The sequence below is a fragment of the Bacteroides sp. AM41-16 genome (genome assembly GCF_003603495.1).
Lineage (GTDB): Bacteria > Bacteroidota > Bacteroidia > Bacteroidales > Bacteroidaceae > Bacteroides > Bacteroides uniformis.
In genome coordinates this window covers 48,826-62,999 of record NZ_QTNE01000027.1, presented here as the reverse complement: position 1 = coordinate 62,999, position 14,174 = coordinate 48,826, and the positions used below count along the sequence as shown (strand labels likewise).

The 14,174-nt window shown below is 46.8% G+C and carries 13 protein-coding genes and 1 pseudogene; 3 read left to right on the top strand and 11 right to left on the bottom strand.

Annotation, left to right across the window (positions count from 1 at the left end; genetic code table 11):
- Positions 1–194: 194 nt before the first annotated feature.
- From DW896_RS19345 to DW896_RS21840, 10 genes and pseudogenes are all read right to left on the bottom strand, one after another.
- The gene (locus DW896_RS19345) at positions 195–398 is read right to left on the bottom strand and encodes a helix-turn-helix transcriptional regulator (protein ID WP_005830522.1); all 204 of its coding nucleotides are present in this window, start codon (positions 396–398) and stop codon (positions 195–197) included.
- A gap of 43 nt (positions 399–441) precedes the next feature.
- Positions 442–1,083 carry a DUF2975 domain-containing protein gene (locus DW896_RS19340; RefSeq protein ID WP_005830526.1) on the bottom strand — a complete coding sequence of 214 codons (642 nt, stop codon included), beginning with the start codon at positions 1,081–1,083 and terminating at the stop codon, positions 442–444.
- 16 nt (positions 1,084–1,099) lie between these two features.
- Positions 1,100–1,705 (bottom strand): DUF2975 domain-containing protein, encoded by a 606-nt coding sequence (locus tag DW896_RS19335; protein ID WP_005830530.1) that lies wholly within the window; start codon positions 1,703–1,705, stop codon positions 1,100–1,102.
- Positions 1,706–1,728: 23 nt separating this feature from the next.
- Complete coding sequence (locus DW896_RS19330) at positions 1,729–2,397, bottom strand: DUF2975 domain-containing protein (protein WP_005830532.1); 669 nt, start codon at positions 2,395–2,397, stop codon at positions 1,729–1,731.
- On the bottom strand, positions 2,394–3,185 hold the full coding sequence (locus DW896_RS19325; RefSeq protein WP_117879157.1) for a CPBP family intramembrane glutamic endopeptidase: 792 nt from the start codon (positions 3,183–3,185) through the stop codon (positions 2,394–2,396). The genes DW896_RS19330 and DW896_RS19325 overlap by 4 nt, the downstream gene beginning before the upstream one ends.
- Before the next feature lie 181 nt (positions 3,186–3,366).
- Positions 3,367–3,852, bottom strand: coding sequence for a DUF3836 domain-containing protein (locus DW896_RS19320; protein WP_016272428.1), 486 nt, complete (start codon positions 3,850–3,852; stop codon positions 3,367–3,369).
- Between the two features lie 225 nt (positions 3,853–4,077).
- Entirely contained in the window at positions 4,078–5,019 is a 942-nt protein-coding gene (locus DW896_RS19315; protein WP_057281406.1) for a bifunctional riboflavin kinase/FAD synthetase, read from the bottom strand.
- Positions 5,003–5,623 (bottom strand): HAD family phosphatase, encoded by a 621-nt coding sequence (locus DW896_RS19310; RefSeq protein WP_005830542.1) that lies wholly within the window; start codon positions 5,621–5,623, stop codon positions 5,003–5,005. The genes DW896_RS19315 and DW896_RS19310 overlap by 17 nt, the downstream gene beginning before the upstream one ends.
- A gap of 2 nt (positions 5,624–5,625) precedes the next feature.
- On the bottom strand, positions 5,626–8,310 hold the full coding sequence (locus DW896_RS19305; RefSeq protein ID WP_057281407.1) for a calcium-translocating P-type ATPase, PMCA-type: 2,685 nt from the start codon (positions 8,308–8,310) through the stop codon (positions 5,626–5,628).
- 90 nt (positions 8,311–8,400) lie between these two features.
- Positions 8,401–8,819, bottom strand: a pseudogene (locus tag DW896_RS21840) (sensor histidine kinase); the annotation flags it as partial.
- Between the two features lie 142 nt (positions 8,820–8,961).
- Between DW896_RS21840 and rd the strand changes: the two are divergent.
- Positions 8,962–9,123: a rubredoxin gene (rd, locus tag DW896_RS19295; protein WP_005830549.1), complete on the top strand. Its 162-nt coding sequence runs from the start codon at positions 8,962–8,964 to the stop codon at positions 9,121–9,123.
- Here the strand turns inward: rd and DW896_RS19290 are convergent.
- Positions 9,120–10,817 (bottom strand): Na/Pi cotransporter family protein, encoded by a 1,698-nt coding sequence (locus DW896_RS19290; RefSeq protein ID WP_005834507.1) that lies wholly within the window; start codon positions 10,815–10,817, stop codon positions 9,120–9,122. The two genes, rd and DW896_RS19290, sit on opposite strands and share 4 nt — an antisense overlap.
- A gap of 83 nt (positions 10,818–10,900) precedes the next feature.
- On the opposite strand from DW896_RS19290, the gene DW896_RS19285 reads away from it, so the two are divergent.
- A complete protein-coding gene (locus DW896_RS19285) occupies positions 10,901–12,574 on the top strand; it encodes a nucleoside kinase (protein WP_005834505.1) in 1,674 nt (557 codons plus the stop codon).
- Positions 12,575–12,616: 42 nt separating this feature from the next.
- On the top strand, positions 12,617–14,122 hold the full coding sequence (locus DW896_RS19280; RefSeq protein ID WP_005830555.1) for a HAMP domain-containing sensor histidine kinase: 1,506 nt from the start codon (positions 12,617–12,619) through the stop codon (positions 14,120–14,122).
- Positions 14,123–14,174 lie beyond the last annotated feature (52 nt).

Genomic DNA, 14,174 nt, shown 5'->3' with positions numbered 1-14,174 from the left:
TCGGTTATAAAAAGAAAAAGCGTCTAGCTAAATCAGGAAAAGACATAACGGCTTTTACATTATGAAGTAACGACGTTTACCATAGTATGTAAAGGCGTTTACTGTAGTATGTAAAGGTGTTTACTGTAGTACGTAAACGGAGTTTCTTAAGGCGGTAAGCATTTCAACCTCTACTTGCGCCTTCTTCTCCCTATTTATCCCTCCTTAAACTCCAGTATATCCCCCGGCTGGCAATCAAGTTCCTTACAGATTGCTTCCAGTGTAGAGAAACGGATGGCCTTAGCCTTTCCGGTTTTGAGAATAGAGAGATTGGCAGGCGTAATATCAATCTTCTCCGCCAGTTCGCCCAAAGATATCTTTCTTCGGGCCATCATTATGTCAAGGTTTACTATAATCATATAATTGTGTTCTATTTATCAATTATTCTTTTCCCACTCACACCTAAATAGTTAAGTCCTGTTCTTCCTTTATCTTCACCCCGGCGGCAAATATCTCGGTGAAAAGAATTATAATAACCAGGGATGTGAAATCCGTATCATGCGATGCAACCACTTCATAGCCCAGCAGAGCCACTTGCTTCACTGCTTCAAGATGATTCAGCCAATCGTGCAAAGTCATCAAGCCGTACAATGCAGCAAACGAATAAGTAAAGAAACGCAACCGGGCTACATTATCCGAAGTAAACACTTCCCGCTTTGAGATGGATACCAGCAAACGTATCAGACAATAGATTCCTACAAAGAAAGGAATGATGGCAAACATGGCAAAGAAGTTCACTATGGAACTCCAGACAGTGGGGACAATCACAGTGCCTATTCTCTTTACCTGATAAGGTACTGACTTATCGGCAAAACGATTCGTCAAGGAATCGACTGCTGTCGTTTCCAAAGGTCTTACATCCACATATACCTTATCAAATAAACCGGAATACTCCGGCTGTGGAGTTCCCGAATGCACATTTACACTATTGTAACCCTCAAGAAAACTATTCTTCATATCCACCCAGCCCGCTATCATCGCATAGGTAAACTCTGCAACAATGACCAATATAGCCAGGATACCCAATATACTTATCTTTTTCATAATCCTCCCCCCCACATTAAACCGTTAAATCCTGCTCTTCCTTTATCTTCACGCCGATGGCGAATATCTCGGTGAACAATGCCAACAGCATATAATTGAACCAAGCATACTTGAAAGAATAAGGCAACACCTCGTATCCCTCCAGCCGCACTTGAGAAGCCAAGTCATGATAGATGCCCCATTGCTGCAACTCGAATAAAAGACTCACCGAAATCAGCGCATAGACAAAGATGCGCATCCGACGCACATTCTTGTGCACAAACACCTCGCCTTTCGTGGCAGTAAGCACCAGCCGCGCCACACTATAGAACCCGTAAAGCGCAAACAGTCCCGCAGGAAACAGCAAGAACGATACCCACCGCCACTTCGTACTACGGAAACCTTGCACCGATACCTCACTTGTATTGCAATACATGGGCGTATCCTGTGCCGCACTAATCAAAGTATCGGCAGGCAGCGTATCATCTGCCCGCACCAAAAGTGACACAGAGGGTAAGGCATGAAAATCCTTCTGGTCGCCCGCCTCATTCCAGCCGTCCATAAATCCACTAAACATATCCGTTACAACACTACCAATAAACACTACCAAAGCCAGGAAGGCACATACTCTGATTTTATTCATATCTCTGTCCGTTCTTCTTATTATTAAATCGTCAAATCCTGCTCTTCCTTCATTTTCAATCCAATGGCAAACACTTCACCTACAATCAGCGAACAAAGCCCAAGTACCAGCGTGGTAGTGCTCACCAATTCTGAGAGGCTCAGCTCGTAACCATGCAGCGAGAATACGGTATCGATACCTATAAAATCAAGATATGATGACGCAAAGGTACAGCAGAAGCTGACAACCAGTGCCATTCCCAATCGACGCAGCCGACGTACATTCCGCCAGTTGAAGATGTCGGACTTGTTGATAGAGATTATCAAGCGGATAAACAATACTACCGCCCAAAGGGAAAAGCCCAAATGCAGATATATCAGCAAATACTTTGCCACCACTTTCCCGACAGAATCATGAGAATCTACGCTGACCATCAACGAAGAGTAGGCTGCAGGCACATAACTCCTGCTTTTCTCATTGTAGACGGAATCCCTGAAGAAATCAAACGACTCCATGGAAGAAGGTATCAGGTTGACAACCTTCAGGTTCATCAGTTCCTTGTAGGCAGCAATGTCACTCCCTTTCTTTCCCAGCTCCAGTCCGGTCTGCGCCCCCATCTTGGCTCCCAGAAAGATATAGTACCCCTGCTCCAATACCGAGTAACTCAGTACAAGCATTACCACCAGGCAGAGAATGTTCAATCTTCTTTTCATAATTCAGTTGTTGTATTAGTATCAGATATATTATATTTATTCAGTTGTTTCAAGGAGAGTAGAAGCAACAATATGAAAACCACTGCCCAAACCAGTACATACGGGTTACTCAGCAGATGTGTCACATCCTCCATTTCAGGATGTTTCAGGCTCAGATAGACAGACAAGCCGTTATTCATGATATGTATCAGAATACATGCCATAAGACTCCGTGTCTTATAATAAAGCCAGGCAAGCAAGAAACCGATGAGGCAAGCACCTATTATCTGAACCGGATTCAGATGAAAGATACCGAATATCAACCCGGAAAACAAGATAGCCTTTGCCGGGCTATATCTGCGAAGCAGCTCCTTGGTAATGGCACCACGGAAAAGCAGTTCTTCCAGTACGGGTCCCAAAACAGAAATACAGAGAATACCCAGCCAACCGGATTGCAGTATATCAAATGTCTGGTCCAACAAATTGGGCAAAAAAGTAAGTTCGGACATCAGAAGACCTATTATACATATGGAAGTCATTCCGGCAAGCAGGCTCCATGCCAGATAAGGGACTGACACCGGAGAATACAGATGCTTGTCTCCCGTCAGGTAGTTCTTGCGCCACAAGTACAGTCCCATGAAAACAAAGCCCAGCAGCATGGTAGGCGCCACAGCAATCTGACCAGCCTTGTCCATGTCGAAAGTTCCATAAGCGAAATACGTATACAGCAGACAGAAAGGTCCTGCAAACAGTGCTCCTATAAGCTGCATCAAAAAGTAAATCAATACTAGTTTTATTGCCGTTTTCATTGTTCTATTCGTCTAAAAGTTCGCAAAGATACACATTTTCTCTGTCAATCCGTCAAGCTGTGGCAACAAGTCCCATCAGCAGCACCATCACTGTAGAAAGTGACAATACCAATAGTGTAATACTCATAAATGCTCTTCTCATAACCTAAGCCCCTCCCTCATTTCTATATTTGTTCTTCATTTATTTCACTGCCAGGAGCAATACGTCTTCCTCTGCAGTGGCATGTTCCACCAACAGATTCCAGTCGTTGTCCTTCTTACTCCATTTGTAACTCAAGTAGTTGATGTCATCTCCCGCCTGCAGATAAACTGCTTTTTCTTTCACATCGGAGTAGGCATGCGTCTTGTTGTCCCACAAGGCATATTCCACATCCGTACCGGCTTCCGTATAATTGTAGTTCAAGCAATAGAAGCGTTCAAACGCCTGCTCAATCTCGTTCCATTTCAACGCTTCCTTCTGTATCGTACGCCCTTGGGCATCATAGATGAAATTGTATTTCAAATGGTTCTGCAGAAACTTACCGTTCTCTACTTTATATACAATCTGGGACTCCACCTGATTTCCGTTCATCACTTCATTATAGGCAAAGTTTTCCTGGATATTACCACCAAAAGCATTTATCACTACTGTCACTACAAAGATTGTTGTCATTACTAAAGTTTTCATACCGTTATTGTTTTATTAGTTCTTTATTTTGTTTTTCGATAATCATTTATCGTTTTTCGATATGCAAATAAAAGACCTTTTTTTGATATGACAAAGAAAAACAGAAAATATTTATCGAAAAACAATAAAAAAAACGCGTTTTACGATAAATACACAGAAAACAAACACTTCAAACGGGAAAATACATAGAACTGCAAGGAGATAAATGACCTTATCGCCTTATGTTTATAAAGAAAGAATGGATTTAATCTCCACCTCGTCACGGTGAAGCTGGGCAATAAGTTCTTCTATACTGTCGAATTTCAGTTCAGGACGGGTGCGGCGCACAAAGGAAAGACGCATCGGCTGCTGATAAATGTCAGCATCAAACCGGAATATATGGACCTCAATACTGCGATCGGGGCCGTTCTCCAACGTAGGTCGGTAGCCAATGCTTAGCATACCGCCGTACTCCTTGCCTTCAACACAGACACGGACGGCATACACACCATCGCAGGGAATCAGCTTGTCAGAATCGGAAACACGGAGATTAGCCGTAGGAAAACCTATTTTACGCCCCACTTGATAGCCGCCGACAACCGTACCGTCCAAAAAGAAATCATATCCCAGATACTCGGCAGCTTCCGAAACGTTTCCCTCCTGCAACAGACCTCGAATAGCCGAGGAGCTGACAGTAACCTCCGTTACCGATGTCTCCTTACTATAAGAATACGCGCGCGCAAGAAGCACCTCCATACCCAATTCGCGACCATAGTGCACATAGTCTTCAAAACCCTCGCTGCGGTTATGCCCGAAACGATGGTCGTACCCCACTACCAAAGCTTGTATCTGATAGCGATCCTTCAGTATGGACATGAATTCCCGTGCCGAAAGCCGGGCTATTTCAGGAGTAAAATCAAGCATCATGCAATAATCCACCCCAGTCTTGGCAAGCAGGGAAACTTTCTCATCACAAGTGGTCAATAACTTCGGATGATAATCGGCCTGCATCACTTTACGCGGATGTACCGGAAAAGTCACGACCGACGAAGCAAGCCCACGCCCGGCAGCTACCGCACACACTTGCTCTATCAGGTAGCGGTGTCCCCGATGTACTCCGTCAAAGAAACCGATAGTGGCTACACTTGGACGGGAACCAATGTCCGATGTTTCACAAAACAACTGCATGTCTCCAATCCTCGTGGGCCTTTGGCGTATAGGTAGAAATACCCAACGCCTCCGCTGTCCGGCAATTGGCCTCAGAATCGTCAATGAAAAGAGTCTCGTTGGGAAGAATACCGGTCTCATCCAGTACTTTCTGAAATATATCGGCATCCGGTTTTGCCATCTTCATCTCATAAGAGAGATAGATATGCTCAAAAAAGTCCTCCGCACGGAAAGCCTTGTAGCGAAACGCGTGCAGACACGACCATTGCCAATGGATTTCATTGGTGTTGCTCAGCAGATAGACCACATATTTTTTGCGCAGTTCCAACAGTAAATCCAATTTAAAAGTAGGAATACTCACTAGGAAACTGTTCCAGGCGTCATCTATCTGGGCATCAGTCACCGGTTTCCCTATCTTTCCACGAATCACTTCCCGGAACTCCGCACTGGTAATCAACCCTTTTTCATATTTCTGGAAGAAATCCTGCTGGTGATAGAGGTCCAACATGACTTCCACGTCCGGCAATCCCAGCTTTCTGAAATTCTCCAAACAGCGCTGGCGGTCCAAATCAATCAGAACTCCGCCAAAATCAATAATAAGGTTCTTGATTCCTCTTCTTTTCATCACTATTTCTGTGTTAAACGTCGGATAAGGCGAACCAGTTCACCTATCCACAAAACAAACGAAGTAGAAACGACAATCGTCATCCAAGTCATAAAATCGAGCGGCACTGTGCGGAATACAGCTCCACCAAACTGTACAATCAGTATCTGTCCGCCCAAAATGGCAAGTATAATCAGCTCCATGCCATAAGATTTGGAAATGCCCTTGAACGCCGAGTCCGAAGTGCCGAACACACGCGCATTGAACAAGTTCCAGAACTGAAGCATAACAAAGAATGTGAAGAACACAGTCAGCCGATAGGTAGTCATCCCTCCCTCCTCACTGTTAAACCAGAAGAGCATTCCCATAAGTAACACCAGGAAGGCAGTCCCCATTCCCAGAATGTAATACCTCATGGACTTGGTTATAATGAAATCCGTACTCTTACGCGGCTTTTCCTTCATCACGCTCTCACTGGGTGGAATGGACGCCAGGGCCAGGGCCGCAAACGTATCCATAATCAGGTTCACCCACAACATCTGCGTGACGGTCAAAGGAAGCGTCGTACCCACCAGTGAGCCCAGAAGAACGATAAACAAAGCCACAAAATTGATAGTCAGTTGAAAAACAATGAAACGCTGTATATTCTTATATAGAGAACGTCCCCACATCACGGCCGTACCTATACTGTTGAAGGAGTCATCCAGCAACGTGATGTCGCTGGCCTCCTTGGCAACGGAAGTCCCGGTACCCATCGAAAGTCCCACTTGCGCATGGTTCAACGCAGGAGCATCATTCGTGCCGTCACCCGTCACAGCCACTACCGCACCTTTCTGCTGCAACAGTTGCACCAGACGCTGTTTGTCTGTGGGGCGTGCACGCGACATTATCTTCAAGTCCATCACACGGTCCAATGCCTCCTCATCCGTCAATTCGGCAAATGCAGCTCCCGTAATGCGGTTCTTTTCCGTATTCTCCGGTTTCCACAGACCAATCTGGCGTGCTATCTCGGTAGCCGTACCCGGTGTATCTCCCGTCACAATCTTCACTCCGATACCTGCCGACTGGCATTTGGCAACGGCCGCAGGCACATCCGGACGGATAGGGTCACTGATGGCAACCACACCGAGGAACGACAAGTCATTTTCAGCAACCAATGACACACAATCAGACGCTTCCGCATCATCCACAATCTTGAATGCAAAGCCAAGTGTACGCATAGCCATATTCTGGTAGTTGAGCAACTGAGCCTCCACTGTAGAACGGTATTCCACCGCATCCACACGCTTGCCGTCCAACATGACATCCTTGCATTTACCCAAAACAATCTCGGGAGCTCCCTTCACATACAGCACCTTCTTCCCAATCAGGGGGGATTGCACCAGGGTAGCCATGAATTTCCTTTCCGTAGAGAAAGTCAGCTGGTCGATAACCGTAGCTTTCTCACGCAGCGCCAGATAGTCGCATCCTTGGCTGTTCAGCCAAAGCAGCAGTGCCACCTCCGTGGGGTTACCCACCCCTTTCGGCTTCTCGCCAGTCACCTCTTCTTCCAGAAAAGCAGTGGAGTTAGCACTGATACCTTCCATTACCAGCTTGCTGAGGTCATCATTCCCCAGCTGCCCGTTATTCTTCAAACCATAGAAATTGGGTTCATGCACCTGCATCAGATTTTGGGTCAATGTACCGGTCTTGTCGGTACAAATCACTGTAATGGCTCCCATCGTCTCGCATGCATGCATCTTGCGCACCAGGTTGTTGGTGGAGAGCATGCGGCGCATATTCAACGCCAGACTGAGTGTCACGCTCATCGGCAAGCCTTCGGGCACAGCCACCACAATCAGGGTAACCGCCATCATAAAGTATTGCAAAGTAGCCTGCAAAGCCGGCAGCCAATCACGGAAGGTATGAAATGAAGAAAAGTCATAGACCAGTACCACATCCTTTACAAAAAAAATGAGAAAAGCCAGACCCGCTACGGAAAAGCCAATCTTTCCAATCAGATTGGCCAATTTGGTCAGCTGGATATTCAGCGGAGTAGGTTCCGTATTCTGTTCGGTACTTTGACGTGCCACTTTACCGATTTCCGTAGCATCGCCCACAGCCTCCACACGCATGGTGCCATGTCCGTCCACCACCGTTGTACCGCGTAAAATGCGGTTGGAAGCATACGTAGCCTCTTCGTCAAAGTCGGCTTCTACGGTAGTTTTCGTCACTACCGGCTCACCGGTCAGATTCGATTCGTTCACTTGCAGGGAAATGGCTTCCAGCAATTCACCGTCCGCCGGAACCTCTTCACCGGTTTCCAGCACCACGATATCACCCACCACTACATCTTTACGGGGAATCTCCTGCACATGTCCGTTACGAATTACTTTCACCAAAGTTTCTTCGTTCACTGCGTTCAGCAGGTCAAACTTCTTACCGGCATCATACTCAAAGAAGAAACCGATACCGGTAGCCAGCAAAATGGCTACTATAATGCCGATAGTCTCGGCATATTCATTCTCTACAATGGAAATAATCAAAGAAAACAGAGCGGCAACCAGCAATACCCTTACTACGGGGTCCTCAAACTTCTCCAGATACAATTTCCATAAGGAAGGCCGTTTAGGAGGCGTCAATAAATTTACTCCATGTTCCTCGCGGCTCTTCCGCACTTGTTCGTCGGTCAGCCCGACATGATAATAATCATCCTTTATTGCAGCCATGCAAGTCTTTAGGTTTAATTTTGGAACGCAAAAATACAATAATAATCCGGGAAAACAATACCTATATAATGATTAGTGATTAATTGACTGTCATCGATTCTCTTTTTCCCTTACCAGTTTCGGTCCGGTTGCAAGCTCCCACGGCAATGTGAACCAGAAAGTCGAACCTGCCCCCTCTTCCGATTCCACGCCTATTTCGCCTCCCTCAATTTGCGGACAATAGTCTGGCAAATGGAGAGCCCCAGTCCGGTACCTTCCTTTCCCTGCTTCAGCTTGACGAAACGTTCAAAAACATGTGGCAACTTCTCCTAAGGAATACCGGTTCCCGTGTCTTTTACGTAGAAATAACTTTGCACAATTTCCAGTAACAGTATCTCCTCCTCGCCCGTCGATGCAGAGGCCAGCAATTCCGAGAATCCGACAATTACGTTCAACGGAGTACGGACTTCATGGCTCATATTCGCCAGAAACACCGATTTGGAACAGTCGGCATTTTCTATGGCATCCCGCATAATCGCCCAGAACAGCTTGTCGGCCATTTTCATAAAATGTTGTTTTAATAAGAAACAGAAATAGACTATTTTGTTCAACAATAAAACAAAAAGGGCTTTTAAACGTTATTATAGAAGAATAAACCTAAAAAAGAAATTTATGGAAAAGTACATTTGCACTGTATGCGATTATGTCTATGACCCTGAATTGGGCGACCCTGAAAATGGAATAGAACCGGGAACATCTTTCGAAGACCTTCCCGAAGATTGGGTTTGCCCCTTGTGTGGAGTAGGCAAAGAAGAATTTGAGAAAGCGTCCTAAGACGCTTTCTTTTCTTTTATATCGCTGCTGGCTTCCACTACATTCACCACATAGTCGCCCAGCTTTTCACATTCCGCAATGATGTCCATATAGTAAACACCCATCTGGTAATCATATTCCTTGTTGTTCACATCCAAGATATTCTGGTTCTTCAGCTGATTGCGGTAATTATTGATTTCGTTCTCCAAATTAAAGGACTTGTTCACATCCGCGCCTGCATGCTCCGGATGTTCCACCACGACAATCATCTGCTCCAGGGCATCATCCGTCAGCTTCATCATGAAATGGATATGCTCGTACTGCTTCTCGGTGAAATCCTGATTGGTCTGGCGCTTGCGGTTGATGGTACGTGCCAGGTTATAGCAGCTGTCGCCGATGCTCTCTATCTCCGTCACTTCACGCAGCATGGCACGTATTTGCAACTTACTTTCCGAACTCAGGCGCCCTTCGGACACTTGATTCAGATAATTGGCAATCTCCAGCTCCATGCTGTCACTGATATTCTCGTACTTCTCCACACGGCTGAACACTTTGTTGAAATCATCATCCTTCTCCGTATGCAGCAAGTCCTGCACCATTCCGAACATACGGCGGGTACGTTCGGCAAAGAGATGTATTTCCTTGCTTGCCTGCAGGATGGACAGCTCTGCCGTAGAAAGCATACCGCCCGAGATAAAACGCAAGCGATATTCCTCGTCCTGCTCCTTCATTGGAATAATGGCACAGACCGTACGTTCGATAAACTTCACGAACCATATCAATATCAGCACGTTGCAGATATTGAAGCAAGTATGGAATGCCGAAAGCTTGAAGGATACGGCCACAGCCGGATCTTTAGTACCCATCACGTTCTCTACGAACCATGACACAGCCTCGGTAAAGGGGGTGAAAAGACACAACACCCATATCACACCAAACACATTGAATACCAAATGAGCCAAAGCAGCCCTCCTCGCCTGCGTATTACCGGTCAGCGCCGCAAGGTTTGCCGTGATGGTTGTACCGATATTCTCTCCCAAAACCAGTGCTGCCCCCAATTCGAAACTAATCCAGCCGTTGGCGCACATAATAAGCGTAATGGCCATAGTTGCCGCAGATGCCTGCACAATCATGGTCAACACCGTACCGATACCCACAAAAAGGAGTATGGAGATAAAGCCCATGTCGGTATAGTCCTGCACAAATGACAGCATATCAGGATTTTGGCTCAAGTCAGGAGCATTGTTTTTCAAATAGGAAAGCCCCATGAACAAGAATGAGAAACCGAAAATAAATTCACCGACAGACTTGCGGTTACTTTTTTGAGAGAAGAGGAGAGGAATGCCGAAAGCAAGAAGAGGAAGAGCAAAGGCGGCAATGTCCACCTTGAAACCTAAAGCTGAAATAATCCATGCCGTAACAGTCGTACCGATATTAGCACCCATTATGACACCTATGGACTGTGAAAGCGTTAACAACCCCGCATTGACAAAACTTACAACCATCACCGTGGTTGCAGAGGAAGATTGTACAAGTGCTGTAATCAGCACGCCCGTCAACACACCGGTCACTCTGTTGGTTGTCATTGCGGTCAATATTTTCCGCAGTCTGTCACCGGCAAATTTTTGAAGCCCCTCACTCATAATCTTCATTCCGTAAAGAAACAGTGCCAATGAGCCGAGTAGCTTTAAAAAATCATAAAAAGAATATTCCATCTTTAATTATTTAAGGTGTTTCATTCCTTCACGTGTTATAATGTCCTATATTTAACGTGTCAACCCACTAAAAACGAGACATCATGAAACACATGTTACAAATTTGTTGCAAAAATAATAATATTTCTAAAGAATTCCCTATAGGGAGCTCACTTTTGGATATTTATTACGGTTTTAATCTAAATTTCCCCTATCAGGTAGTCAGTGCAAAGGTCAACAACCGTTCCGAAGGACTGAATTTCCGTGTATACAACAATAAGGATGTAGAGTTTCTCGACATACGTGACTCCTCAGGTATGCGCACCTATGTCCGTTCCCTCTGCTTCATTCTTTACAAAGCTGTCAGCGAGCTGTTTCCGGAAGGAAAACTGTTCGTAGAGCATCCGGTATCCAAAGGTTACTTCTGTAACTTGCGCATCGGCCGTTCCATAGAGCTGGAAGATGTGACCGCCATCAAGAAACGGATGCAGGAAATCATCGCCGAAAACATCCCCTACCATCGTGTAGAATGCCACACCACCGAGGCTGTGCGTATCTTTAGCGAACGGGGCATGAACGACAAGGTTAAGCTGCTGGAAACCTCCGGCTCGCTATATACCTATTATTACACATTGGGCGACACCGTAGACTACTACTACGGCAACCTGCTGCCCAGTACCGGGTTCATCTGGCTGTTCGACATCGTGAAGTATTACGACGGCCTGCTGCTGCGTATCCCCAACAAGGAGAACCCGAATGTACTGGAAGAAGTGGTGAAGCAGGAGAAGATGCTCGACGTATTCAAGGAACACCTGCGCTGGAACTACATCATGGGGCTGAGTAACGTGGGCGACTTCAACCTGGCTTGCGAGACAGGCCATGCCACCGACCTCATCAACGTAGCCGAAGCCCTGCAGGAGAAAAAGATAGCCCAAATAGCTGACGACATCTACCACCGCGGCGAAAACGGAAACCGGGTGAAGCTCGTACTCATCTCCGGTCCATCGTCCTCCGGAAAGACGACTTTCAGCAAGCGGCTCAGCGTGCAGTTGATGACCAACGGCCTGCGTCCCTATCCCATCTCGCTGGACAACTACTTCGTAGACCGTGAAGACACCCCACGCGACGAAAACGGAAACTACGACTACGAATCACTCTACGCCCTCGACCTCGAACTCTTCAACACCCAGCTGCAGGCATTGCTCCGTGGCGAAGAAGTGGAGCTGCCCCGCTTCAACTTCAACCTCGGGAAGAAAGAGTACAAGGGCGACAAACTTCGCATCGACGAGCATACCATCCTCATCCTGGAAGGAATCCATGCCCTGAACCCTGAACTGACACCACAGATTCCCGCCGCCAGCAAATACAAGATTTATGTATCCGCCCTGACCACCATCTCGCTGGACGACCACAACTGGATTCCCACCACGGACAACCGCCTGCTGCGCCGCATCATCCGCGACTTCAACTACCGCGGCTACTCGGCACAAGAGACCATTTCACGCTGGCCCAGTGTACGTGCCGGCGAGGACAAATGGATATTCCCCTACCAGGAAAATGCCGATGTCATGTTCAACTCCGCCCTCTTGTTCGAATTTGCCGTGCTCCGCTGCCACGCAGAGCCCATCCTTACCAGTGTTCCACGGAACTGTCCGGAATACGCAGAAGCCTACCGGTTGCTGAAATTCATCAAATATTTCACCCCCGTGCAGGACAAAGAAATTCCACCGACATCCTTATTGAGAGAATTTTTAGGAGGCAGTAGCTTCAAATACTAAGTTTTTATTCTAACTTTGTGAGCAAATAAAACAAACGTACACATGAAAAAAATTATTTCGATACTTCTCTTAGCGACTTTCTGCATCTTTACTCAACTCCATGCGCAAAACCGTGCAGACGAATTGATGAAACAAGCACAAGAAAATCTTACGAAAAAAGAATATATCAAAGCCCGCTATCTATTCCTGCAAGCCTACAATGCCTTTGCCACGCAAGACAAGTATGCCCAGGCAGTGGAATGCGGCGTCAATGCCAGCGCCCTCTACCATCGGGAGAATTACTATAAAGAAGCTTTTGAACTGCTGCGCGGTGCCGAGCAAGTGGTGGCAACCGGCGAACAGAAAACGGGCAAGGCCATGCCCAACCTACGTTTCCGCATCAACAAGGAACGCCTGCAGATGTACATCAACCTGAAAAATCCCGCACGCGCCAAGGAACAGCTGACCAAACTGGAAGAGACCGCCAAAGCCTCTCACAACGACTCTCTGAGCAACGACCTGCTTTATACGCAGGCCAACTATTACTACACCTTCGGCATGAACACACAAGGTGATGCGGCTACCAACCGCCTGATAGGGCAATATAAGGAACAGAAGAACTACGCCAAAGTAGACGAATGCTACAAGACTCTTATCAGCATTGCCCGCAAAGCAAACAATGCCGGACTGGTGGCACGCACCTACGACAAGTACATCCTATGGACCGACTCCGTAAAGGCGCTTACCGCCCAAGAGGAACTGAACGCCCTGAAGAAGAAATATGATGAAAGCCTGGCCACTATCCAGGAGAAAGATGATTCCCTAAGCGCCAAGCAGTACATCATCATCGGGCTTTGCATACTCGCCGCCATCCTTGCCGCCGCACTGGTATTCGGCGCCATCGTATTGCTGCGTTTCATCATCCTCACCCGTAAACAGAAGAAGGCCATCAGCATTGCTAATGAGCACAATGAGCTGAAAACCAAATTTATCCAGAACATTTCCGCCCAAATGGAACCGACACTGGACACGCTCGACGCCTCACTGCCGGGCGTAAAAGCCCTGCATGCATTCTCCAACCATATCCAGGAACTGTCCGAATTGGAAACCACCTTGTCCGAACCCTACGAAGTGCAGGAGAAGAATATCTCCACTTTCTGTGAAGGCATCATGGACAAAATCAAAGGAATGACACAAGAAGATGTCACCCTGACCGTGAATGCCCCCAAATTGAATGTGAAAATCAACCCTGAGCAACTGGAACGCGTCTTGCTGCATTTGTTGGAAAACGCCGCCGAGTACACCCCTGCTGGAGGAAAAATATGGCTGGACTTCAAGAAACGTGGTGCGCACACCCACCAGTTCATCATCAGCGACACCGGTTGCGGTATCCCCGAGGAGCAACGCGAAAACATCTTCAAGCCTTTCACCGAAGTGAAAGACCTGACGCAAGGCGACGGCCTGGGACTCCCCATCTGCTCACTGATTGCCACCAAGATGAACGGCAGCTTGACACTAGACAGCAGCTACAACAAGGGAGCACGGTTCGTACTGGAACTGCACGCATAAACCATACATAATACAATCTGTATGACCCCTAAATTTGAGAGCCGCTTGCCAC